Raw genomic sequence first — 23,642 nt, 5'->3', positions numbered from 1 at the left:
TGGTGAGCAAAATGGCGTCGTTAATCTTCGTGATCAGAAACTGTACGCCAGCGTACCGATGTTACCATTGGCTCCAAACTCAGCCTACCAATGACTTGCTCTACCAATCTATCTTGTTTGTCTTCCGCGCGTACCAACGCGTTTACTTCTACACGGTTGGTGTCTTCAATATTGGTGCTTTCCAACTCTTGGATGTGGATGTTTTGCCCTAGGTCTCGCAGCAATAGGGCGCGCACATGAGCCTCAGCTTCGCTATAGCACACCAAGGCGATGCTGTAGCTGTTAGTGATGTCAGTGTTGCTGATGGCTTGGCGCTCAATTAAACGTACCAGAGGGCGCAGCAAGCCGTTCACTCCGATAATGAAAAAAGCGGCAATGGTGGCGTGGAATATATAGCCAGCACCACATAGCACCCCAATGGCAGCCGAGCACCACAAGGTGGCAGCAGTATTCAGACCGCGTACGTTCATCCCTTCTTTAAAAATAATCCCTGCACCTAAAAAACCTATGCCAGACACCACCTGTGCAGCAATACGGGTAGGGCTAGCCTCACCAGGAAATAGCCCTGCAAAAATCACAAAGGTAGCAGCACCTAATGCCACCAAGGTGTTGGTTCGTAGTCCGGCCTGACGCTGATGCCATTGCCGCTCAAACCCTACTAGCCCGCCCAGTACTAAAGCACCGAACAGGTTGATGGCAACAGAAGACAGATCGTGAAAATCCATAATGGCGAATCCTCCAAGACTAAGAACCAACGTGGTCAATAATATGTTTACGAAGCCTGTGTGACGCTAGCACGTTTGGATGTCTGAGTTGTGTCAGAGTGTTGTGCAGCGTTGTCGGCTGTGTCCACGGTAGCGGCTTGGGTTGTCCATGACAAGGCCAGTAATCCAAAGAGCGACACCAGATACAGCGCCACGACAGAGAAGTACAGGCGGTGTGTATGCAGTGCAGTAAAGCGGCGAGTCAGGGAGTGGTGAACACCAGAAAAAGCGATACGGAACATGGGAGCCTCCATTGTGTTGAGGTTCCCACTATGCGTTGCTTAGTGTGGGAACCAGTGTGTAGTAAAAGGGTAAAGAGGGTGTGTCTCAACGCATAGACAACACAACGATCCCGGGTCATCGTCCATAGAAATCTCCTAGAGTGAGGTTAGAACCAACGGCCAAAGCGGCGTATGTAGAGTGTTTTCATCAGTTGGGCAGTCAGGCAATAACTGAATAAAATACCCACCAACCACGGGAAGTACTCCCATGGCAATGCTTCTAGCCCTAACATTGGCCCCAATGGGGAGAAGGGCAGATACAGGCCTAAAGCTATAACGCTACCTGTCATGAGCAACACCGGTAAGGTGGCCGTACTTTGTAGGAGCGGCACTTTTTGGGTGCGCAGCATATGTACTACCAGTGTTTGCGACAGTAAGCCTTCCATAAACCAGCCCGACTGAAACAGCGCTTGTGCCGAAGTGCTGTTCGCAGCAAAGACAAACCACAATACGGCGTAGGTAACTAAGTCGAAGACGGATGACGTAGGCCCCATGAACAACATAAATCGGCCAGTATTGCGAGCATCCCATTTACGCGGTTTGGCTAAAAACTCTTTATCCATTTTGTCCCATGGCAACGAGAGCTGCGACAGGTCGTACAACAGGTTTTGTATCAGCAGTTGTATGGCCAACATAGGTAAAAAGGGGATGAAAGCACTGGCTATCAATACCGACAACACGTTGCCAAAGTTAGAGCTGGCTGTCATGTTCAGGTACTTGAGTATGTTGCCGAAGGTCTCTCTACCTTTGATAACGCCTTCTTCTAGTACCAATAAACTTTTTTCCAGCAAAATAATGTCGGCCGACTCTTTGGCAATGTCAGCGGCACTGTCTACTGAAATACCTACATCGGCTTCACGTAGGGCTGGGGCATCGTTAATGCCATCGCCTAAAAAACCTACGGTATGACCGTTGGCTTGTAGGGCCTTGAGTATGCGCGACTTTTGTAGCGGTGTAAGTTTGGCAAATACGGTGCGCTCTTCTACTTTTTGGCGCAGCGCTACATCGTCTAACAAATCAATTTCACTACCCATCAAGGCCACACCAGGGGCCAAGCCTACTTCTTTACAGATACGACCTGTGATGATGTCGTTATCGCCTGTTAGTACTTTGACGCTCACCCCATGAGCGTGCAACGCTTGCATGGCTGCGTTGGCACTGTCTTTGGGTGGATCTAGAAAAATCAACAGACCACGTATGACCAAACTATGTTCATCGCTGGTGCTGTATTGCTCACAGCGTTGCTCATCCGTAATGTCTCGTGTGGCAATTACCACCACCCTAAAACCGTCTTGGTGGTAGGCACGGGCCATCGTCAGTAAGCTAATGCGGCGAGCATCGGTAAGTGCAATGGTTTGTTGCTCATGCACGATGTGGGTAGATACCGCCAGCATCTCTTCAACTGCACCTTTGCAAATCAATTGGTGTGTGCCCGATGCGTTGGCAACGACTACCGATAATCGTCTACGTACAAAGTCAAAAGGCATTTCATCTACCTTTTGCCACTGCTGCAGTGCGTCTAGATGTTTAGGGGACGTTTCTGCAAAACGTAGTACAGCTTGATCAATGAGGTTAGGTACGCCACTTTGGTTGTAGCTGTTTAACCAGGCCAGTTGCAATACGGTGGCATCATTGATACCTGTGGTACTGACATGTTTAGCCAAGATCACTTTGTCTTGGGTGAGGGTGCCGGTTTTATCTGTACACAAGACATCCATGGCGCCAAAGTTCTGAATGGCATTTAAGCGTTTAACCACTACCTTACGTTTAGCCATGGCTAGTGCGCCTTTGGCCAAATTGGCGCTCACAATCATGGGCAGCATTTCAGGGGTTAGCCCCACCGCTACGGCCAAGGCAAACATAAAGGCCTCTACCCAATCACCTTTGCTCACGCCATTGATCACAAAGACCAAAGGCACCATGACCAGCATAAAACGTATCAATAACCAGCTCACGCTGTTCACGCCACGGTCAAAAGCAGTTTGTGAGCGGGTACCTACAATGGAGTGCGCTAGCGATCCAAAATAGCTGCGCTTTCCCGTTGCTAGCACTACGGCAGTGGCGGTGCCACTCACGACGTTAGTGCCCATAAAACCAATGTTAGGTGTATCCAATAGGTTGTTTGCATCGGTGGCAAAAGGTTGTGAGGTATGCTGTTTTTCTACTGGTATAGATTCACCCGTGAGCATTGCTTGGCTGACAAATAAATCACGTGACTCTACTAGCCGTACATCGGCAGGAATCATGTCGCCAGCCCGTAAGCTAATTAAGTCACCTTCTACCAATTGCTCTATAGGCAATTCCTGTGTGTGCGGTCTGGCTTGCACCGCACTACGACGTGTCACTGTGGCGGTGGTATGCACCATGGCTTTTAAGGCTGCAGCAGCGCGGGTAGAGCGGTATTCCTGAATAAAGCGCATTACCGCACTGGCTAAAACCATGGTCAAGATAATGATCATGCTGGCAGGCGCAGCGGCGTGGCCGGCTTGCCAGGGCAACCAAATATCTGTGATGGCACTAATCCCTGCTAATACCAACAGCACCACAATAAATGGGTTTTTAAAGGTGCTCAGAAACTGTCGCAGTGCCGAAGGTGTTTGCTCATGTGCAATGACATTTAAACCGTCTCGTTGCTGACGTTCTGCTACATCAGCAAGCAATAAACCGTGTGGGTGTGCGCCTACATTTTTCAAGGTGGTGTGCAAGGTTTGCGGGGCTTCACTTTGCGCGCGCAATGTACGTGTTTGAGCAGCCTGCTTAGGCGTGACACGTGAGAGAGCAAAAGCAAAGAAAGTCATGGGTGAGACCTCTGCCATGACACAACAGGCAGCGGCTCATGAGCGCCGTGTGTTTAGCTCGGCAGGGGGAACCGCATGGCGTTGTTTCTGCCATGGTTGTTAAGACAATAGGATGAATGCGTTGTAGGTGGCTTCATGCCTGATTCAGCTAAGAAATAGACAGAAAGTATTATGCGATGCCTAGCGCGCGTAAACCAGACTACGTGTGTATGCACTGATCAAACTAAGAGGTGGTGTGGCTATACCTTGGTATAACCATGCTGTGGTGAGCTAGCCATGATGAGCGCTATGGCCTTCTTTTTTTATTTACATACATCGCGTATGTATATAAGATTTATACATACGATGTGTATGTTAATGCCAGTAGAAACTGGCGAATCAGGAGAATGTCGGTGTACGCGCAGTACAAAACACTACTCAATAGCCCCGAGGTGAGGGCGTTTGTATGGGCTGGGTTAGTTGCCCGATTAGCCTTGCCCATGATGGGTATAGGCATCATTACGTTGTTGGTGCAGTGGCGTGATAGCTATGCGTTAGCGGGCGCTGTCTCGGCAACGTTTGTGCTGGCTTATGCCTTGTTATCGCCACAGACGTCGCGCTGGGTAGATAGCAAAGGGCAAGGTTATGTAGTGCCACGTATCACGGTTGTATGTGTGAGTGGTGGTGTAGTGCTGGTGGCAGGAACATGGTGGCCATTGCACGATGGCGTGTTGTTTGTGGGGGCCGCGTTGCTGGGATTCATGCCCAGTGTTTCTGCCTTAATACGTGCCAGATGGACAGCGCGCTTGGCAGGGCAGTCATCATTGCAAACTGCTTACTCGTTGGAAACGGTGTTGGATGAGGTGAGCTTTATTGTGGGGCCACCGCTGTCGGTGGGGCTGAGTGTCTTGTTGTTTGCACAAGCGGGGGTGTTGTTGGCGCTGTTGATGCTGACACTAGGTGCTATAGCGTTGATACGGCAGCAGGCTACAGAGCCTAGGGTAGTAGCGTCGAATACCATCGCAGGGCGGTCGTTATTGTTATCCACACCAGCTGTTCCGCTATTAACGCTGTTGATGGTGGCGATGGGGGTAATGGTGGGAACGGTGGATATTGTGAGTGTTGCCTTCGCTGAGCAACAAGGTCAACCTGCCGCAGCCAGTGTAGTGTTGTCTGCCTATGCGGTGGGTTCGTGTGTGGCGGGTTTGGTGTTTGGCGCAAGGTCGTTTGCTACACCCTTGCCTACGCAACTGGCATGGGGGGGTGTAGCGATTGCGGCGAGTACCTTGCCATTTTTCTGGGTAGACAGTGTGTTGGGGTTAAGCGCGACAGTAGTCGTGGCTGGATTGTGTTTTGCTCCCACCATGATTGTGGCCATGTCGCTGGTGGAACGTAGCTTAACTGCCTCGCAAATTACAGAAGGTATGACATGGTTATTGGCGGGATTAAACAGTGGTGTAGCGCTAGGGGCTAGCTGGTCGGGGCGTTTAGTGGATGAGGCAGGAGCCAGTGCGGGCATTGCCGTATTGTGGTGGGCTGGGGCAGCAGTGCTGGTAATGGCAGTGATAGGAACGGTGCAACTGCGTAAGCAATCTAGTGTGGCATGCTAAAAAAATGCCCCCAGTCTACAGCGTTGCAGGCTGGGGGCATGATTAAGCAGGTCATTATGGATTGCTAGCGACCTGCGCTTCTTCTGGCTCGCTATCCTCAATCGCATCTACTACGGGGGCGGTGCTAGGAACAACGGCAGCATGATCTGCTACAGCAGGCTTGCTGGCTGCTGGCTCTACAACGGGTGCTACAGCGTTGGTCATAGACTGCTTTTCAGTGTTGGTAGTAGCTGGCTCAGTGTTGCTTGCTACCAGCTCTTCACTTGCCGCCACGGGCTCCACATTTGGCACTGCAGGTGCGGCATCGTTCACTACTGGTGCTTCTGCGCTTACCGTTGGGGACTCGACATTGCTGGCTACCTGAGCTTCGCTTGCTGTGCTTGACTCTGTAGTGCTGGTTGTTTGCAAGTCACTCGCAACAGGTGCTGCATCATGGCTTGCTTGTGGCCCACTGACGGTCACGGATTCTGCTTTATCCGCTACAGACGGCTCATTGGCTACAAGAGGTTCTGCGCTTACAATCGCTGGCTCCACAGCACTGGCGGTGTGTGACTCGCTAGCAGCCGGTGTTGCATCGTTGGCTGCTTGAGGTTCGCTGACCGTGGCCGTTTCAGCATCACTTTGTGGTGCGGCGTTTTCTACCGGGTGAGGCAGATCCTCTGGCGCTTTAGGTGGAACAGTAGCGCTAGGTGCTGCATCGCCTGTAGCTTGTTGCTTGCTTTGGTCAGCCGCAATAGCAATGCTGAGCGCTTTAGGATCCAGATACTTTCTCAGTGTGTCATTCACCTGTTTAGCATCCAGCTTTTTCAGCGCTTCATCAATCTCAGCAGACCAAGCAAAGCTGCGGTTCTGATCCAGATATCTAGACCATGTGTTGGCCAAGATAGCATCGCGGCTGCGTGATAGCTCACGGTACTTCAGCATGGCATCTACCGCTTGTGTTACTTCTTCCTCGGTAAAGCCATCTTGCAGAACTTTCTGGATTTCTTCCTGAATGGCGGCGGCAACTTTGCCAGAGTTTTCAGGTGCATGTATGGCGTAGAAAATCCAATTAGCATTAGGCTCGTAGGATGAGGTGTTCAGCATGCTACGTACATCGTAAGACAAGCCATCTTGCACACGTACTCGGTTCCACAATCTGGAGGTCTCAGATTGCCCCAGCATGTAATTGGCAAGGTACAGGGCAGGGAAGTCTGCATCTGTGTCTTGCAATGGCATGTTTTGTTTGGCCATGTAGAACGCGTTGGCTTTATCAGGGGTATTGATGAAGAACTCTTCGGCTTTGACGTCGTGGTAAGGCGTTTCTGGACGGCTGTAAGCCGGTGCGGCTTTCCATTGGTTCAAGCCTTCTACTAGTACTTGCTGCACGGTTTCAGGGTTAAAGCTACCCGCTGCACTGAAGCGAATGCTGCCAGTACCGTAGAACTGTTCATAGAACGACAACACGTCTTGATGAGTTAATGCTTTGGTTTCTTCCAAGCTTTCTGCCAGCGTGGGCACATAACGGATATCGTCTTTAGGCCAGATGTTTTCATGCTGTGCCAAGGCTTGGGCTGCCAATTCAGTAGGCTCGGTCATGGCGTTTTGGTAAGCCGTGACTAATTGGGTTTTGTATTTTTCCAATTCGTCGGCGGGCAGGCTAGCGCTACGCAATATTTCCAGCACCAGTTTAACTACCGCAGGCAAGTTCTCGCCCAACGTAGAAATGCTGATGGTGATGCCCGTGCTTTGACCGCTAAAGCCTACATCGGCTTGTAGCTCAGTGAAACGGTCTGCGATTTCCTGACGACTGCGTTGTTGCGTGCCGTAGCTGAGTAAGCTAGCAACGGTAGAGCCAATAGCACGTTTGCCTTTAAGGCTTTCGGCGTCGCCAAACTGCAAACTCAATACAGCTTCTACACGGTCACCACGCGTGGCTTTAGGCAATAGTGCTAGTTGTACGGTGCCTAAGCCTTCATTTAGTGTCAGTACGGGGCGCTGAGTTTGTGCATCGATATTTGCCGGCGATACATCAAAGCTGGCGGTTTCTTGTACCAGCTCTTTACCTTTGTAATCGCTCACCAGCGACTCAATATCGATGACTTCGGCTTGAGGGGCGCGTTTAGGTGCTTCAGTAGGAATATATTGGCCATTGGTGCGGTTGTCAGCCACCAACCAACGTTCTACGGCGGTTTGTACATCCGCTGTTTTCAGTTGTTCTACGCGATCGCGGCTAATGAAGAACAATCTCCAATCACCAATGGCGGCATTTTCTGACAAGGCAGAAGCCAATTGTGCAGGGTCTGCATAAACGCTAGACCAACCATTTAGCCATTGGTTACGGATACGGTTTACCTCTTCATCGGTGAAGGGTTGCTCGTGCACATTGGTGACGGTTTGATCCAAAACTTGCAGAGCTTGTTCTTGGTTCATTTCACCTTGCAGTTCAGCCGCAAAGAAGGCGTAACCAGGGTCATGCATACCTGCTGCAAAACCAAACACGCTGGTGGCTAAGTTCTGATCTATCATCGCTTTGTACAAGCGGCCAGATGGCGTGTCACCCAAGATGCCTACGCCTATGCTGACAGGGATGTACTCTGGATCAGCTTCGGCTGGAATGTGGTACAGAGCTGCTACGATAGGCGAGCCGCCTTGGCGACGCAAGGAAACAGAGCGTGTGCCATCTTGCACGGGCTCTACTGTATATTCTGGCGGTAGTTGGCGAGTGGGTTTGGGAATGGCCCCAAAGCTTTCGGCAATTTGCGCTAGTGTTTGATCAGCATCGAATTTACCGCTCACGATTAAGATGGCGTTATCAGGCTGGTAGTACTCTTTGTAGAAAGCCTTAAGCTGGACCACGTCTACGTTCTCTACGTCAGAACGAGCACCAATGGTCGATTTACCGTAGTTATGCCATTGGAAGGCAGCGGCTTGCATTTGCTGCATCAGAATACGGAATGGGCTGTTTTCGCCGCGTTCCATTTCATTACGTACCACCGTCATTTCGGCATCCAGATCACTTCTGGAAATGGTGGCATTCACCATCACATCCGCTTGCCATTCCAAATACCATTTCAAGGTATCGTCGTTAGCGGCGAAGCTAGCGTAATAGTTGGTTCTATCACCCGACGTGGTGCCGTTGGCAGCCAAGCCGCGTTTGGAGAATTCTGCTAAGGCATTAGGTAGCGTAGGGGTGCCGCGAAACAGCATGTGCTCCAACAGGTGGGCCATCCCCGTTTGGCCATAGTTTTCCTGGCGAGAGCCTACCAAATAGGTCATATTGACTGTGATATTTGGTCTGGAGGTGTCGGCAGCCAATAGTACGCGTAAACCATTTTCTAATCGGTATTCGGTAACGCCTTCTACACTGGCTCCTTGAACTACACCTTCTGGTAGGGCATAAACGCTGACTGGCATCAGGCTAAACAGCGCTAGCCCAAGTCCGGCAGTTATGCGTGAAACTCGGATGGACAGCATGTGTGGATTCCCTTGTTGAACATGAATGGCAACAGAATGCTCGTGTAAGCTAAGGTCTCTACTGTACAGGGAGATACTAGAATGCGAAACAGTCGTAATCGTGAGAAAACGCAACCAAAACCACTGCACCGTGTAGAGCAGTGATGTTGGACGACATTCAGAGATGTTAGCGAAAGTTAACCTTATCTAGCGAGGTTCTGCATGGCGCTTTCTAAACCGTGCAAGCTAAGGTCGTACATGCGTCCACCCATAAGTTTCTGAATAGTCAGTATGGATTGATGGTACGACCAATAGCGTTGTGGTTCAGGGTTTAGCCACGCGGCATGAGGCCATTGATCCAGCAAGCGCTGAATCCAAACCGCACCACTTTCGTCGTTGTAGTGTTCTACGCTACCACCTGGCATCATGATTTCATACGGGCTCATGGTGGCATCACCTACGAAAATCAGTGTCCAGTCATCGCCGTAACGGTGCAGTATATCCATAGTAGGAATACGCTCTTGGTGGCGACGGTGATTCTGCGTCCACAACCCTTCATAGGGGCAGTTATGAAAGTAGTAAGCATGCAGGTGCTTGAATTCGCTGCGAGCAGCAGAAAATAATTCCTGTACAAGAGCGATGTGGTCATCCATGCTGCCGCCCACGTCTAATAGCATCAGCACTTTGACGGCATTATGACGCTCGGCCCGCATTTGAATATCCAACAGACCAGCATTGTGAGCCGTCTGGCGTATGGTGTTTTCCAGATCCAGCTCGTTTTGTTGGCCGTCACGGGCAAACCTACGCAAGCGGCGCAGTGCCATTTTAAAGTTACGCGTACCCAACTCTTGTTGGTCATCGTAGTCTTTAAACTCACGTTGTTCCCAGACTTTAACGGCAGTTCTATTGCCTGCTGATGGGCCTCCTACGCGTATGCCTTCAGGGTGATAGCCACCATGACCAAAGGGTGAACTACCGCCTGTGCCGATCCATTTATTGCCCCCAGCGTGTCGTTCAGTTTGTTCAGCTAAACGCTCTTTGAATAGCTCCATCAGCTTGTCCCAGCCGTGCTTCTGTATCGCCGCACGATCTTCTGCGCTAAGGTGCCGTTCAAAGTTTTTAATCAGCCAATCAAGAGGAATTTGGCTGGCATCTGGGTCAGTCTCTAACTTCATCTGATGCTGTTCGTAAAACTGTGCGAAAGCCCTGTCGTATTTGTCGTAGAGACTCTCGTCTTTAATCAGAATCAGCCGTGCCAAGCGGTAAAAGTCTTCCACACGAGTGGGCATGACCGGTTGGCGCAACGCATCCAACAACGTTAAGTATTCACTTAAGGATACCGGTAGTTGATGAGCACGCAGATGATAAAAGAAGTCGATGAACATGGCAGCAGCTAAAGCCTAGACTGTGATCTTAGGATCGCAGCAGTCGCCCTAAGCGATTCAGCAGGGTGAGGTCTTGTTCGTTTTTCAGTAAAGCACCCGCCATCATTACTGCATTTTGGCCGGGTTGCTGGGCAGCCGCTTGCAGTTGCTCAGGGGTAATGCCTTCGTGCAGCAGCAGATTGATCCAATCTAGAAACTCAGAGGTAGAGGGTTTCTTTTTCAAACCGGGAGTGTCGCGCAAGGCAAAGAACACATCCATCGCTTGATTCAGCAGTTCGCTTTTTAGCTGTGGAAAGTGCAACTGCACAATTTGCTGCAAGGTGTCGCGGTCAGGGAAGCGAATGTAGTGGAAGAAACAGCGGCGCAAGAAAGCATCTGGCAGCTCTTTCTCATTATTCGAGGTGATGATAATCAGGGGGCGATGGCGCGCTGTGACGGTTTGCTGTGTTTCGTACACATGAAAGCTCATCTGATCCAGTTCACGCAACAAGTCATTGGGGAACTCGATGTCTGCTTTGTCTATTTCATCAATCAGCACTACCGTTGGTACATCGCTTTCAAAGGCTTGCCACAACACACCCTTCACAATGTAGTGGGCAATGTCATGCACACGAGGGTCTCCCAACTGCGAATCACGTAAACGCGATACCGCATCGTATTCGTACAAGCCTTGTTGCGCTTTGGTGGACGACTTAATGTGCCACTGCAGCAGGGGGCGACCTAGGGACTTGGCTACCTCTTCTGCCAAGTGTGTTTTACCAGTGCCAGGCTCACCTTTAATCAGCAAAGGTCGTTGCAGCGCTAACGCGGCATTCACCGCCATGCTGAGGTCATCGGTAGCAATATACTGATCGGTACTGGAAAAGCGGGCAGAAGTATCAGAAGCAGACATGGCAAACAAGAAAAAGGGTTAGCGGGTGCTGTAACGGTTAATCAGCTCGATATAGCGCTCGTTATCAAGCGGCTTATTCAAGCGCTGGGCTTCCCAGATGATTTCACCTAGGGCATCCATAATGCAGTGCACCGCTTCATGCGGGCTACGCTGCTGCAACAGGCGATTGTAAGCAGCTTTGATGCCTGGGGGCTGATCAATGGATAGCTGCTCATGTATGGCCAAGTGCATGGACAAGTGTAGAAATGGGTTGGTTTGCCCTTCTTCTACAGTGAAGTCCGCTTGTAGCGCATCGGGGTTACGCAGCAGGTCGTGGTATTCGGGGTGCTCACGTACCCAATCCACTGCAATAATTTCGATGGGGGTGAGTACACCGTTGTTTTGGTCTTTCTTCCAGGCTTCGACAAAAAACTGTCGTACCTGTTCGCGGCTAGGGTTGAACATGCGTATCTAGTCTCAGTGCAGTATCGTATCTGGTATTATTTTACGCCATGAATTTCGTATTATTGCCCGGCTTTGGTCTGGGGGCTTTTCCACTACAACGGTTATACAGCGGTTTGCAGGCAAAGGGGCACAGTGTCTCCCTTGTAGATCTCCCGCAAAACCAGTCGTGGAAGTCCTATCTTTCTACATTAACGCCTCCGCAAACGCCCAGTGTGGTAGTGGGGTGGTCGCTAGGCGGCCAAGTGGCGACATTGTTAGCCCAAGAATGGGGCTGTGCTTTAGTAACGCTGGCGTCAAATCCGCGTTTTTGTGCGGCTGACGATTGGCCGTGTGGCATGCCGGTAGAAGACTTTCGTGCCTTTGAGCAGCGTTATAGTGTGCAGCCTGATAAATCACGCTTGCGCTTTGCTGCATTGGTGTGTCAGGGCGATGCTCAAGCTAAAGACTATGTGGGACAACTACGAAGCAGCTTTGAACATAGCGTAGATGTACCAGCAAGTACCCAGCAGTTGCGTCTGTTGGCTGAACTGGATACGCGTTCAGTATTGGCGTCGTTGTCGGTTCCTCAGTATCATTTTTTTGCAGGGCAGGATGCATTAGTTCCTGCTGACGTTGCGCAGCGCTTAGCGTTACTGTCTGCGTCATCACAGGTATTCCAATGGGCGGATGCCAGTCACTTTTTGCCTTACACACATGCGCCACAATTAGTAGCGGCGTTGTGTGAGCTATTCCCCGGAGAGTAGACAGTGAGTCACCACACTATGAGCGCAGATGCTTTTGATAGAGAGCATCTGTGGCACCCCTACACCTCAGCCGTGAACCCGTTGCCGGTCTATAAGGTTAGTCATGCGCAGGGTTCAACCATTGTATTAGAGGATGGCACCGCCTTAATTGATGGTATGTCATCGTGGTGGTGTGCCATTCATGGTTATAACCATCCCGTGTTGAATCAAGCCGCCAGCGATCAATTACAGAAAATGTCGCATGTGATGTTTGGTGGTTTCACCCATGATCCAGCGATTGAGCTAGGTAAGCTCTTGTTGCAGATTGCACCACCTACGATGGACCGGATTTTTTATGCTGATTCAGGTTCCGTAGCAGTAGAAGTCGCCTTAAAAATGGCGGTGCAGTATTGGGCGGTACAGGGTAAAACACAAAAGCAAAATATTGCCACCATACGGCAGGGTTACCACGGTGATACGTGGAATGCGATGTCGGTGTGCGATCCTGTAACCGGTATGCACCAAATTTTCGGGACTAGTCTACCCACACGTTTATTTGTGTCGGCCCCTGAAAGTGGTTTCTATGACGAATGGGATGACGCGGATATCCATGAGTTGGAGCAACTATTTGCGACCAATCATCATGAGATGGCGGCCTTCATCATAGAGCCTATTGTGCAAGGCGCGGGCGGCATGCGTTTTTATCATCCCCAGTATTTGGTGGAGCTGAAACGCCTGTGTGAACAGTACGGTGTATTGCTGATTTTTGATGAGATCGCTACGGGCTTTGGTCGCACAGGAAAAATGTTTGCGTGGGAACACGCTAATGTGCAGCCAGATATCATGTGCATTGGTAAAGGCTTAACAGGTGGGTACATGACCTTATCGGCGGTACTGGCCACAGCGAAGGTAGCCGAAGTGTTGTCCAGTGGCTCGCCAGGCGTGTTTATGCACGGCCCTACCTTTATGGGGAATCCGCTGGCCTGTGCGGTGGCACGTAGTTCTACCCAACTGTTGTTATCGCAAGATTGGCAGGGCACAGTGCGGCATATTGAGGCTCAGTTGAGCCAATTGCTAGCGCCCGCTAAATCGTGGTCATGGGTGCGTGATGTGCGCGTGCTGGGCACGATAGGCGTGATCGAAATGCAAGAGCCTGTAGACATGGGGGCCTTGCAAAAAGAATTTGTAAAACGTGGCATTTGGGTACGACCCTTTGGGCGTTTGGTGTACATCATGCCACCCTATGTGATTAGCGACGATGAGTTGCGCACGCTTACTACTGAACTGTTGGCCGTAGTACGGCAAGTAGGGGTGGAGCAATGAGTTGGCAGCAGCACTTTGTCGTTGCACAAGAAAAACAGCGTCAGCAAGGCACGTTACGTCAGCTAAATAGCTTTGAGCATCATGATACTCAACTGCGTAGACACGGGCAGCAGTGGTGCAACTTAGCGTCTAACGACTATTTGGGATTAGCGTCCGATCACAGCTTAAAACAGCAGTTTTATGCGCAGCTCAATGAGGTGGACTCGGCCTTGTCAGCGTCGTCGTCGCGATTGTTAACGGGGTCATTCTCTACTCATGCGGCATTAGAGCAAACCTTAGCCACGGTGTTTGGGCGTGAGGCAGCGTTGGTGTTCGGTAGCGGCTACCACATGAACTTGGGAATATTGTCAGCCATCACTGACAAGCAAACCTTGGTGTTGGCCGACAAGTTAGTGCACGCCAGCATGATTGATGGTTTGCGCTTAAGCCCTGCCAAGCTGCTGCGCTATAAGCATAATGATTTGCAGCATGTAGAACAGTTGCTAGAGGCGCATCACAACGACTATGCACGTGTGCTGATCGTGACTGAAAGCATTTTTAGCATGGATGGTGATCTTGCTGATTTGCAGGCGCTGGTACAGATCAAAAAACGTTATCCACACGTGGCATTGTATGTGGATGAAGCGCATGCAGTAGGGGTACGTGGCGAAACAGGATTAGGCTGTGCCGAAGAGCAGCAGTGCGTGCAAGATATTGATTTTTTGGTGGGTACTTTCGGTAAAGCACTGCACTCGGTAGGTGGCTATGTGTTGTGTTCACAGGTGGTGCGCGATTTCCTCATCAATCACATGCGTCCCTTTATTTTTAGTACGGCGTTGCCACCCCTGAACATGGCGTGGACGCACTTTGTGCTGCAGCGCATGGCGTCACTGCAAGACAGGCGTGACAGATTGAATCATCTGACTTTACGTCTACGTGAGCGTGTGGCGCAGCAGTACGATCAGCATGTATCGGCCTCACATATTGTGCCGGTGGTGCTGGGCAGTAATGAGGCTGCTTTGGAAAAAGCCCGCCAGTTGCAAGAGCAAGGCTTGTGGGTGATGGCGGTACGCCCTCCTACCGTGCCAGTGAATCAAGCACGACTACGCATTTCGCTGACGGCCGATGTACCCGATGCAGACTTCGAGCGGCTGCTAGCATGCCTGTAATGGATAAGGCCATGATACGGCAGCGCTTTAGAAAAGCGGGGGCGCAGTACACGCAGCATGCACAGGTACAGCAGCAGATGGCTAAACAACTGTGGCAGTACGCTGAACAGTTTGTGGCGGTGCCACAGCGTGTACTAGAAATAGGCTGTGGCCAAGGTGGATTCACACAGTATTTACGTGGTTGGCCGCAGTTACAGCAAGTAGTACTAAATGATTTGTATCTACCTCGCGAGGCATTGCAAACCCTATTACCTGATGAGGTAGAGGTGCAATACGCTGAGGGCGATATAGAAACCTTAGCGTTGCCCTCAGGTATAAATGCGGTAGTGTCTGCGGCCTCTCTGCAGTGGTTGGTGGATGTGCCCCGCCTTTTGCAACGTTTGCATGCGAGTTTGAGCGTGGGTGGCCATGTGGTGTTGTCTACCTTTGGGCCAGAGCAGTATAGAGAAATACGCCAACTGACTGGACAAGGTTTGCAGTATTACAGTGCACAGGCATGGCAGCGTTTATTGTCAGCGGAGTTTGATGTGCTACTGGTGCAGCAAGAACAACAGTGTTTGTGGTTCGATTCGCCGTGGGATGTGCTCAAGCATTTGCAGCACACCGGCGTGACCGGAGCAGGGCAGTGGCAGTGGAACAAAGCACGTTTGCGAATATTTATGGCGCAGTATGTACAACAGTATGGTCGTGGCGAAGGCGATGACGCTGTGTCGCTCACCTATCACCCTATTTATTTGATTGCCAGGAAAAAACATGGCTAAAACCTATTTTGTAGGCGGCATAGATACCAACATTGGTAAAACAGTCACCACCGGCTATATCGCAGGGCAATGGCTGCGCGAAGGGTTCAACGTTATTACCCAGAAACTGGTGCAAACGGGTAACCCGCATATTTCTGAAGATATTGTGCAGCACCGTAGCTTGATGGGCATGGGGTTAATCGAAGACGATTACCAAGGCTGGACGATGCCGCAGGTGTTTTCATATCCCGCATCCCCTCACCTGGCAGCACGGTTGGATGGCAAGGTGGTGGATGTGGACGCCATTGCTCACGCGACCCAGTATTTGGAGCAGCGTTACGACCGTGTGCTGGTGGAAGGTGCTGGCGGGCTGTTAGTGCCGCTTAAGGATGATTTGCTGACGTTAGACTACGTACAGCAAAAACAGTGGCCCATTATTCTGGTGACCACAGGGCGTTTGGGCAGCATTAGCCATACGTTACTGAGTTTGCAGGCTATAGCGCAGCGCCAACTAGCGGTAGAGGCTGTTGCTTACAACCATATTCATGACCACGAAGACGAACGTATTGCCCAAGACACGCTGCAGTACTTAAGAAACTACGTACAGCAGCAGCATCCTGAGGCCCGATTTCTTGAGGTTCCAGTGGTGGAATTGTAGTGCTGTCCACTACAATGGCAGAGAGAATTTGATCCAAACTCACGTCTTTTTCATGTTTGGGCCAGATTTGGGCTAAACTCTTATATAAGACTGGGGCGAGACGACCATCGGGTTTTTCACATTCGCCTGTTTTCTACTTTGGAGCACTCATGTCCTATCAGCACATCAAGGTCCCCTCAGAGGGACAGAAAATCACGGTTAATGCCGACTTTTCTCTCAACGTACCAGATCAGCCAATTATCCCTTTTATCGAAGGTGATGGTACTGGTGTAGATATTTCGCCCGTCATGATCAAGGTCGTTGATGCAGCCGTTGCTAAAGCATACGGTGGCAAACGCAAAATCCATTGGATGGAAGTGTACGCTGGTGAAAAATCCACACGCGTGTACGGCCCTGATGTTTGGCTGCCAGAAGAAACAATGGAAGCAGTTAAAGACTACGTTGTTTCCATCAAAGGTCCTCTGACCACACCTGTTGGCGGTGGTATTCGTTCTTTGAACGTTGCTCTGCGTCAGCAATTGGATCTGTACGTTTGTTTGCGCCCAGTACGCTATTTCACTGGCGTGCCTTCACCTGTGCGTGAGCCAGAAAAAACCAACATGGTTATCTTCCGTGAGAACTCCGAAGATATCTACGCTGGTATCGAATTCGAAGCTGAATCCGCTAACGCCAAAAAACTGATTGCATTCTTGCAAAACGAATTGGGCGTGAACAAAATCCGTTTCCCTAATACATCCGGTATTGGTGTGAAACCTGTGTCCAAAGAAGGTACACAGCGTTTGGTTCGCAAAGCTATTCAGTACGCTATCGACAACGATCGTTCCTCCGTGACTATCGTTCACAAAGGCAACATCATGAAGTTCACCGAAGGTGGCTTCCGTGATTGGGCTTACGAACTGGCACGTAACGAGTTTGGCGCTGAGTTGATCGACGGTGGTCCATGGTGCAAATTCAAGAATCCTAAAACAGGTAAAGAAATCATTGTTAAGGATTCCATCGCTGACGCATTCTTGCAGCAAATCTTGCTGCGTCCTGCCGAGTACGATGTTATTGCTACATTGAACTTGAACGGTGACTACGTTTCCGACGCTTTGGCTGCTCAAGTGGGTGGTATCGGTATCGCTCCAGGCGCTAACTTGTCTGACTCCGTTGCAATGTTCGAAGCAACCCACGGTACAGCACCTAAGTACGCAGGCAAAGACTACGTGAACCCAGGTTCCGTTATCTTGTCCGCAGAAATGATGCTGCGTCACATGGGCTGGACAGAAGCTGCTGACCTGATTATTTCCAGCATGGAAAAATCCATCAACTCCAAAAAAGTCACTTACGACTTTGCTCGTTTGATGGAAGGTGCAACACAAGTTTCTTGCTCTGGCTTCGGCGACGTCATGATCTCGAACATGTAATTCTGTTTGACTCCCTTTTCAGGGTTTCAGTACAGAGAAAACCGGCACGCATAGCGTGCCGGTTTTTTTATGGGCGTATGCAGGCAGCTTAAAACGACACCATATCCGCAGGATTAATCAGGCTTTGTACTGTTAAGGCACCTTTCACTAAAGGAATCGCTACAGGGCCTATGTAATCGTTAAATGGGATTTCATCATGGTGGATGCGCGTCAGCATAGCGAAGTCATCATTACGTCCTGTGATGTCGTCGCTAATGGATTTACCGATGCGAACGGTTTGTGCAACGCCGTGGCCACTCCAACCATGCACGGCATAGACGGGAGCTTTTGCATTGCTTTTACGACTATCTACGGCACCATTTAAGGTGATGTCGCTAATGCCACCCCATGAGTATTCCAACTCAGGCTTTTCCCATTGGGGGAAGACGGTTTGAATGCGGTCCAACAGGTAATTATTCACGTCGCGGGGCGACCATGAGTTCCCCGTACCTTGACCACCAAATAGCAGTCGGTTGTTGCGTACGGCACGGTAGTAATCAATTTGCAGTTGCGTGTCGTATACAGGTAAATCGCCTGGTAGCAATTGGCTGATATCCATGGGCAAGCTCGGTGTTACGGCGACGTAGGTGTAGAAGGGGATGGTGGTGCCGCCTTTTTCTAAGAACTGGGGGGCTTCATAGTGCACCCCTAACACCACTGCTTTACGTGCCTTGACCGCGCCGTGTTCTGTGACGACACGTGTGCCGTCTCCTTCTTCGATAATTTCGGTTACGGCACTGTTTTCATGAATCTTGCCGCCGTTTTGTACTAAGCCATACACCATGCCGCGCAGCAGTGCTAATGGCTGTACTTGGCCACCAATAGTGTCAAGGGCGGCACCATGGTAAATGTCGGATTGCACATATTCTTTAAGTTCTTGTGGCCCTATGATTTTGACGGCTCTGTCACCTAGAGAACGTCTAGCATCTGCGCTAGAAACTAAGGCCCCCATATGGCCGGGGTGCACTGCGGCTGTGAGGTGTTGACGTTTGCGATCGCATTCAAAGCCATAACGATCAGACAGCTCATCAATCAAGTTCATGGCCTCTATGGAAGCGAAACGCCACAAGCGCTGAGCCTCTTCAGGCGGCAGATTTTCCATCATGGTTTCGGCTTCCCAACGCGCTATACCAGGCGTGAGCTGACCACCATTACGGCCTGAGGCACCAGAACCTACATTGTATTTTTCCAGTAGTACTACGTCTAAACCTGCTTGTGAAAGATGCAAGGCTGTAGAGGCACCGAGTAGTCCACCGCCAATAACCACTACATCACATACCTGATCACCTTGTAGCGCAGGGAAGCTGTCCCATGCTGGTAGGGTGGCTTCGTAGTAGTTGGCAGGCATTGAGTCATTGGTGGTGGCATCTCGGTGCCAAGTCCAAATGCGGGAGTCTAAACCCAGCTTACTAGGAACGGCTTTAGCATCGGGTAATAGGGTGGGTTTGGGTAGCGTTGTGGTGGCGGTTGTTGGAGGGGCTGTTGCAGTGGATTGAGCATGCAATGAAGAGGAAAGAGCACTAAGTAGGCCTACTCCGGATAGGGTGGCGCTCTTACGTATAAAGTCTCGTCGGTTGACAGTCATGTTGGTCTCACAGAAAGGTAGTAGGAAGCGTGTGGCGATATGCCTTACAGCGTGGCTGGGCCATAGCGGTTTTGATCAGCTGAGCCTTTAAGTAAGGCAAACGCCAGTAGAGCTAACTGACCGATGACGGGTAACAGATTGAGCCATGCCCACCAGCCTGCGTGGTTGGCATCATGCAATCGGCGCACTTGCAGGGCGAGTACTGGCAGTAGGGTGGCCAGTGCGTAGATCGTCGTAATCCAGCCAAAACCTATCTCAGGGTTGGCGAGAGCAAAGTAGCGTTCTGCGAAAGACAGCACCAGCAGAATAAGTAGATGTATGAGAAGAAATAGCCAATATCCTTTTCTAGAGGTACGGCCTTGAAATGTGGCGTAGTGCAGCAAGGCTTGTAAATAGGCATGCATGATGGGTTGAACTCCTTTGGATGATGGGTAAAACGACGGGTAATGCACCTTATGTAGCGCTGGTTTTCATTTTTATTGCCAAATAAATATATCATATGGTTTTATATGTATTTGCGTTTTAGGTATAAACCCTAGAGACAAAAAAACCGCCATGCAAAAGCATGGCGGTAGAGTAGGCAAGTTGTAGAACTACAGCATTACTCTTTGTCTGCCCCACGATAGCGTTTGTATGGCAGCACGTTCCACGTGCGAGTTTCCAGACGCTCTCGGCAAATAACCGATGGGATATCGGCCAACAGATTGCGTGCGGATTCCAGCTCGCGCTCGACTTCCACCTTGTCTTGGTACATGAACTCGTCGGATGCCTCGTCTGGGGCTTGTTCCAGTTTCTCTTCCAAATCGCTGATAATGCGTTCTTGTTGGAAACGCAGTGCTTGGCGAGCATCTTCAATCCATGAAGGTTGCATACTGCGGTTGTGGTCGACGACAGCGCTGTATTCGCTGTACACACCCGCATAGACGTCACCGGCGTGGTGTCTGGCGTCGTGACTAGCAATCTCCAGATCGCGTACGGTCAGTTTTGCTGGATCCAACGGTTCTTTACGCAGCATACCGCCCAAACGGGTGTACTTGGTGTAGTACGGGAACATACCTTGAATGACTTTGCCTACAGGCTGAATAGCTTCGCCATCCTCGCCCAAGCCTTTAGGTTGTACACCTTGCATCGCCGACAGTACGGACTCTGGACGGCAAATTTCTTTAGGAGGCATGATGCCGTAACGCAGCATTTCACGAATACCAGTACCAGAGATGGTCAGCTTGAAGCGATCATCGTGTGGGCAGGTTTCGCTGGTGGCGTGGCTAGCACAGCGTGTGCAGTAGAACACCTCGTGGAACAGGCGCACATCAATGCCCATTTCTTTGGGGCTGAACTGATCGAAAATACTATGGCTGGCGTACTTGTCGTAGTAGCTACCAATACCGGCGTGGTCACGACCAATCAGGGCATGTGTACACCCATAGTTTTTCATGATCAAGGCATGCAAAATAGTTTCGCGTGGGCCGGCAAAAATATAGGTCACACGCAGTGGCGATAAGATTGCACGGTCTTTTGGATAGTACGTATCCAGCACGTTACGGTAAGCCAGCATGCGGTATTCGTGGCGCACGTATTCGCGTTTTGCCATTTCTACCAATGGTTGCAAGAATAAGCCATCAACGCCTTCTAGGGCGTTACGGTGAATGTACTCGTGGCCACGGTGCAGAGGGTTAGCACCGGTAATGAAACCGGCAACCGAATTGAATTTTTTCTCTTCGTAGAACAGGTGCCAGGTGTCTTTAGGTTCACGGCGCAGTTTCTCAAACGGGCCCCAATCCACACGTTGCAACAGGTGCAATGTACCACCCAGAGAAATATCACCCATACGACGGTAGATGGAGTCTACGCCTGGGTGGTTACGGTCCGTAGTGCCAAACAGTTGGCGAGCGCGCTCTTCTTTGTCGTAGTCGAAAATATCTTCGATGCTCAGAATAGCAACAGGCTCGTTACGGCTATCGGTTAGCGCAACTTCACCGCCTACGGACAGGCTTTTGATAATTTCTTTGTTGCGATCACCAGTAGGCGCAAAGCTCAGTGGTACAGGCCAGATGACGCCGTTCGCTAGACGACCAGAAGTCAGAACAGACTTATAGTCTTCTTCGTTCATGAAGCCTTTATTGGGTGACAGCACACCAGTAGTGATCATTTCGATGGTGATCACAGCTTCCAAGTCGACGCGAATGGATGGCAACTTGCGTGCGCGTTCAATCTCGGCTTGTACTTTGTCTGCGGGTACTACCTGATTAACTAGCTTCCCACCGTGAGGTTGTTGGGGATAGCGGTCGAAATTCAGTGTCTGCTCCATGTTTCCTCCTGACTGCTTCGTCTGGCTTACACCAGCAAAGCGGTTCTTTTGTAATGTGTGGCGGCTAGGCCGTGGTCACAATGTGGTTTGAAAATAATCAAAAGCAAATTCTGTTTTAAAGCGAATTTGCACTTTCGTAAATACACCTTTAGTTAGAGTGCCTGTTTTTTTTATAGCTGATAGCGATGGCGGAGTAAATCCTGCAAATGTTTGGCTTGACGCAGGGACTCCCGCAACATGCGGCGCTCAAGAGGATTCAGCTCGGCTGTGGGGAGCTGATTGTTGAGAGGCTGACTCTGCTGCGTTTGGCGCAGATGCAGCTGTAAGCGTAACAATTGTAGATAGCTGTAGGCATCATGAAAAGCATTTGCATCATTTGTGGTGAAGATGCCGTGCGCACCTAGTTGGTGCAGTCGTTCTAGGGTAGAGGCTTCACTGATGCCGTTGCTTAACGCAAAAATACGTACGCTATCCACAAAGGGGCTCAGTGCACCCGCTTTCAAATCTACACTAGGTTCATGCGTCTGTAGGAAACGGCCTAGCCGTTGCAAAGGGTTGTGTAGCGGTAAACGGTAGCGCAGGGCATTGTTGGCCATCATGCGCTGAAATTGGGGGCTGTCAGAGATCAGTGCTAACAGTTCGGGTAGTAGGGCATCAAAACCGGTTTGATCTCCCCACAGTACACGTAAATCAAAGAAGATGCTGCCTTGCAAAAGGTGTTCAGGATCAGGTTGCAAAATGATGTGGCGAAACTTATGCAGCCACTCTTCCGCCGATAAACACAACGCTGGATTGCTGGCCATAATGTTGCCAGTGCAGAGTGTCAGGCCACAGCTGTCCAGCGCTTCATTGATGCGTCTGGCAACAGGTAAAAGCAACTGTCTACATGCATCTTCCGTCATTCCTTCAGGCGTATAGAACATCAAGCCGTTGTCTTGATCTGTCAGCAGCGTTTGCTCGTGCCGTCCTTCGCTACCAAATGACAACCAACAAAAACGAGGCAGTGTAGAAGGGGCGTTGGCCAGTATGAGTTCAATGATGCGCAGGGTGCTGTGATCATTGAGTTGTGTAATTAAGTGCGTAACTTGTGGCGCACTGGCTTTGTTGGCCAGCATGGCTTGTACTAGGTGAGGGATACGTTGACGTAATTGGCGCAGATCCTGAAGGTTTTCAGCGTGGCGCAATGCACGAGATAACTGCACTAGGTTAATGCGCTGTAAATCAAATAAGTCGCGCTCAGATAGCACGCCCACCAGTTTCTGGTTATCGCAGACACACAGGTGACCAATATTGTTCTGGATCATCAGCATGGCAGCATCGTAAGCCGTATGCCTAGGGCTGAGATGGTAAGGGTCCATCGTCATTAACTGACCTATGGGTTGATCACGCTCAGCTAGGTTTTGACTGAATACACGCCGTAAATCTCTAAGGGTAAAAATCCCTAGTAGGTGTTGTGCTGCATTCGTAATAGCAACACTGCTGACATTGTGTTCATGCATTAATCCCACCACATAACCCAAGCTTTGTTCAGTTGTGCAGGTGATGGGGGCTCGCTGTACAAAATGAGCCAGCGGAGTATTTAAGCTAGTGTCAGGGTGTTGTTCTTGCCAGTGGTATAAACGTGCTTGTTTGCGTAGTTTATCCAGCAGCACGGCACTGCCTTCGCGCATAAACAATCTGAAAGGTTCTGACTGTTGCAGCAAGTGATTAAAGGCATCACGAGGAAGTAACACACAGGTGCAGGCACTTTGTGCAATATAGTGGGTACGTGTGGCACGTTCTTCTTGTAACGCGACCAACGGAAAACTATCGCCGCTACCTAAATAGAATGTCTGATCGTCAGGGGTGGCGGAACGCTGGGCGCAAATGGTACCCTCTATAAGCAAAAACCAGTGCTGAACTTGACCCATTTCAGGGGAAAGTACAATACTACCGGGTGTAAAGTGGTGTTGAGTAAAGTGCGCAACCAAGTAATGCAGATGAGGCAGCTGCATCTGGTTAAAAGGCGCATGAGGCCGTAGGGCCTGAATAATAAATTGTTGCTCCTCGGATAACGAGGAGGGGATGGAGTCCGGCGCGTGGTGGTGCATGATATAACCCCCCTAGCTGTATAGCACTATTATTG

The 23,642-nt window shown here is 50.3% G+C and carries 17 protein-coding genes and 1 pseudogene; 7 read left to right on the top strand and 11 right to left on the bottom strand.

Annotation, left to right across the window (positions count from 1 at the left end; translation table 11 throughout):
- Positions 1 to 20: 20 nt before the first annotated feature.
- The 3 genes from AC3QL0_RS12025 to mgtA all read right to left on the bottom strand — a co-directional run bounded on the left by AC3QL0_RS12025 (position 21) and on the right by mgtA (position 3,843).
- On the bottom strand, positions 21 to 725 hold the full coding sequence (locus tag AC3QL0_RS12025) for an MgtC/SapB family protein (protein ID WP_493008687.1): 705 nt from the start codon (positions 723 to 725) through the stop codon (positions 21 to 23).
- Positions 726 to 772: 47 nt separating this feature from the next.
- Positions 773 to 1,006, bottom strand: coding sequence for a hypothetical protein (locus tag AC3QL0_RS12020; RefSeq protein WP_493008686.1), 234 nt, complete (start codon positions 1,004 to 1,006; stop codon positions 773 to 775).
- A gap of 146 nt (positions 1,007 to 1,152) precedes the next feature.
- A complete protein-coding gene (mgtA, locus tag AC3QL0_RS12015; protein ID WP_493008685.1) occupies positions 1,153 to 3,843 on the bottom strand; it encodes a magnesium-translocating P-type ATPase in 2,691 nt (896 codons plus the stop codon).
- 386 nt (positions 3,844 to 4,229) lie between these two features.
- Between mgtA and AC3QL0_RS12010 the strand changes: the two genes are divergently transcribed.
- Positions 4,230 to 5,432, top strand: a complete 1,203-nt coding sequence (locus AC3QL0_RS12010; RefSeq protein ID WP_493008684.1) for an MFS transporter — start codon at positions 4,230 to 4,232, stop codon at positions 5,430 to 5,432.
- Between the two features lie 705 nt (positions 5,433 to 6,137).
- On the opposite strand, the pseudogene AC3QL0_RS12005 reads toward AC3QL0_RS12010, so the two are convergent.
- The 4 genes and pseudogenes from AC3QL0_RS12005 to AC3QL0_RS11990 all read right to left on the bottom strand — a co-directional run.
- Positions 6,138 to 8,888, bottom strand: a pseudogene (locus AC3QL0_RS12005) (M16 family metallopeptidase); the annotation flags it as partial.
- A gap of 182 nt (positions 8,889 to 9,070) precedes the next feature.
- Positions 9,071 to 10,252, bottom strand: a complete 1,182-nt coding sequence (locus AC3QL0_RS12000) for a vWA domain-containing protein (RefSeq protein WP_493008683.1) — start codon at positions 10,250 to 10,252, stop codon at positions 9,071 to 9,073.
- Positions 10,253 to 10,280: 28 nt separating this feature from the next.
- On the bottom strand, positions 10,281 to 11,144 hold the full coding sequence (locus tag AC3QL0_RS11995; RefSeq protein ID WP_430220546.1) for an AAA family ATPase: 864 nt from the start codon (positions 11,142 to 11,144) through the stop codon (positions 10,281 to 10,283).
- 18 nt (positions 11,145 to 11,162) lie between these two features.
- Positions 11,163 to 11,588: a DUF1841 family protein gene (locus AC3QL0_RS11990; protein ID WP_493008682.1), complete on the bottom strand. Its 426-nt coding sequence runs from the start codon at positions 11,586 to 11,588 to the stop codon at positions 11,163 to 11,165.
- A gap of 47 nt (positions 11,589 to 11,635) precedes the next feature.
- Between AC3QL0_RS11990 and AC3QL0_RS11985 the strand changes: the two genes are divergently transcribed.
- The 6 genes from AC3QL0_RS11985 (at position 11,636) to icd (ending at position 17,585) form a co-directional block, all read left to right on the top strand.
- On the top strand, positions 11,636 to 12,331 hold the full coding sequence (locus AC3QL0_RS11985) for an alpha/beta fold hydrolase (RefSeq protein ID WP_493008681.1): 696 nt from the start codon (positions 11,636 to 11,638) through the stop codon (positions 12,329 to 12,331).
- A gap of 3 nt (positions 12,332 to 12,334) precedes the next feature.
- Positions 12,335 to 13,633: an adenosylmethionine--8-amino-7-oxononanoate transaminase gene (gene bioA / locus AC3QL0_RS11980; protein WP_493008680.1), complete on the top strand. Its 1,299-nt coding sequence runs from the start codon at positions 12,335 to 12,337 to the stop codon at positions 13,631 to 13,633.
- The gene (locus tag AC3QL0_RS11975; protein ID WP_493008679.1) at positions 13,630 to 14,781 is read left to right on the top strand and encodes an 8-amino-7-oxononanoate synthase; all 1,152 of its coding nucleotides are present in this window, start codon (positions 13,630 to 13,632) and stop codon (positions 14,779 to 14,781) included. The genes bioA and AC3QL0_RS11975 overlap by 4 nt, the downstream gene beginning before the upstream one ends.
- Before the next feature lie 11 nt (positions 14,782 to 14,792).
- On the top strand, positions 14,793 to 15,542 hold the full coding sequence (locus AC3QL0_RS11970; protein ID WP_493008678.1) for a methyltransferase domain-containing protein: 750 nt from the start codon (positions 14,793 to 14,795) through the stop codon (positions 15,540 to 15,542).
- Positions 15,535 to 16,179, top strand: a complete 645-nt coding sequence (gene bioD / locus AC3QL0_RS11965; protein ID WP_493008677.1) for a dethiobiotin synthase — start codon at positions 15,535 to 15,537, stop codon at positions 16,177 to 16,179. The genes AC3QL0_RS11970 and bioD overlap by 8 nt, the downstream gene beginning before the upstream one ends.
- A gap of 149 nt (positions 16,180 to 16,328) precedes the next feature.
- The gene (gene icd / locus AC3QL0_RS11960) at positions 16,329 to 17,585 is read left to right on the top strand and encodes an NADP-dependent isocitrate dehydrogenase (protein ID WP_493008676.1); all 1,257 of its coding nucleotides are present in this window, start codon (positions 16,329 to 16,331) and stop codon (positions 17,583 to 17,585) included.
- 88 nt (positions 17,586 to 17,673) lie between these two features.
- On the opposite strand, the gene AC3QL0_RS11955 is transcribed toward icd, so the two are convergent.
- The 4 genes from AC3QL0_RS11955 to AC3QL0_RS11940 form a co-directional block, all read right to left on the bottom strand.
- Entirely contained in the window at positions 17,674 to 19,209 is a 1,536-nt protein-coding gene (locus AC3QL0_RS11955) for an NAD(P)/FAD-dependent oxidoreductase (RefSeq protein ID WP_493008675.1), read from the bottom strand.
- Positions 19,210 to 19,253: 44 nt separating this feature from the next.
- Entirely contained in the window at positions 19,254 to 19,613 is a 360-nt protein-coding gene (locus AC3QL0_RS11950; RefSeq protein ID WP_493008674.1) for a DUF805 domain-containing protein, read from the bottom strand.
- A gap of 197 nt (positions 19,614 to 19,810) precedes the next feature.
- Positions 19,811 to 21,517, bottom strand: a complete 1,707-nt coding sequence (locus AC3QL0_RS11945) for a sulfate adenylyltransferase (RefSeq protein WP_493008673.1) — start codon at positions 21,515 to 21,517, stop codon at positions 19,811 to 19,813.
- Positions 21,518 to 21,687: 170 nt separating this feature from the next.
- Positions 21,688 to 23,607 (bottom strand): DUF294 nucleotidyltransferase-like domain-containing protein, encoded by a 1,920-nt coding sequence (locus AC3QL0_RS11940; RefSeq protein ID WP_493008672.1) that lies wholly within the window; start codon positions 23,605 to 23,607, stop codon positions 21,688 to 21,690.
- Positions 23,608 to 23,642 lie beyond the last annotated feature (35 nt).

This window comes from Paenalcaligenes sp. GW821-LYS-B07-1, assembly GCF_058803365.1.
The sequence above is the reverse complement of the archived record's forward strand: the minus strand, read 5'-3'. Positions and strand labels throughout refer to the sequence as shown.

Bases quoted from the DNA above. Each gene is read 5' to 3' on its own strand.
- AC3QL0_RS12010 (WP_493008684.1), top strand. From the start codon at position 4,230: ATGTCGGTGTACGCGCAGTACAAAACACTACTCAATAGCCCCGAGGTG.
- AC3QL0_RS12020 (WP_493008686.1), bottom strand. From the start codon at position 1,006: ATGTTCCGTATCGCTTTTTCTGGTGTTCACCACTCCCTGACTCGCCGC.
- AC3QL0_RS11945 (WP_493008673.1), bottom strand. From the start codon at position 21,517: ATGGAGCAGACACTGAATTTCGACCGCTATCCCCAACAACCTCACGGT.
- AC3QL0_RS11970 (WP_493008678.1), top strand. From the start codon at position 14,793: ATGATACGGCAGCGCTTTAGAAAAGCGGGGGCGCAGTACACGCAGCAT.
- AC3QL0_RS11990 (WP_493008682.1), bottom strand. From the start codon at position 11,588: ATGTTCAACCCTAGCCGCGAACAGGTACGACAGTTTTTTGTCGAAGCC.
- AC3QL0_RS11995 (WP_430220546.1), bottom strand. From the start codon at position 11,144: ATGTCTGCTTCTGATACTTCTGCCCGCTTTTCCAGTACCGATCAGTAT.
- icd (WP_493008676.1), top strand. From the start codon at position 16,329: ATGTCCTATCAGCACATCAAGGTCCCCTCAGAGGGACAGAAAATCACG.
- AC3QL0_RS12025 (WP_493008687.1), bottom strand. From the start codon at position 725: ATGGATTTTCACGATCTGTCTTCTGTTGCCATCAACCTGTTCGGTGCT.
- mgtA (WP_493008685.1), bottom strand. From the start codon at position 3,843: ATGACTTTCTTTGCTTTTGCTCTCTCACGTGTCACGCCTAAGCAGGCT.
- AC3QL0_RS12000 (WP_493008683.1), bottom strand. From the start codon at position 10,252: ATGTTCATCGACTTCTTTTATCATCTGCGTGCTCATCAACTACCGGTA.
- AC3QL0_RS11955 (WP_493008675.1), bottom strand. From the start codon at position 19,209: ATGACTGTCAACCGACGAGACTTTATACGTAAGAGCGCCACCCTATCC.
- AC3QL0_RS11985 (WP_493008681.1), top strand. From the start codon at position 11,636: ATGAATTTCGTATTATTGCCCGGCTTTGGTCTGGGGGCTTTTCCACTA.
- AC3QL0_RS11940 (WP_493008672.1), bottom strand. From the start codon at position 23,607: ATGCACCACCACGCGCCGGACTCCATCCCCTCCTCGTTATCCGAGGAG.
- AC3QL0_RS11950 (WP_493008674.1), bottom strand. From the start codon at position 19,613: ATGCATGCCTATTTACAAGCCTTGCTGCACTACGCCACATTTCAAGGC.
- AC3QL0_RS11975 (WP_493008679.1), top strand. From the start codon at position 13,630: ATGAGTTGGCAGCAGCACTTTGTCGTTGCACAAGAAAAACAGCGTCAG.
- bioD (WP_493008677.1), top strand. From the start codon at position 15,535: ATGGCTAAAACCTATTTTGTAGGCGGCATAGATACCAACATTGGTAAA.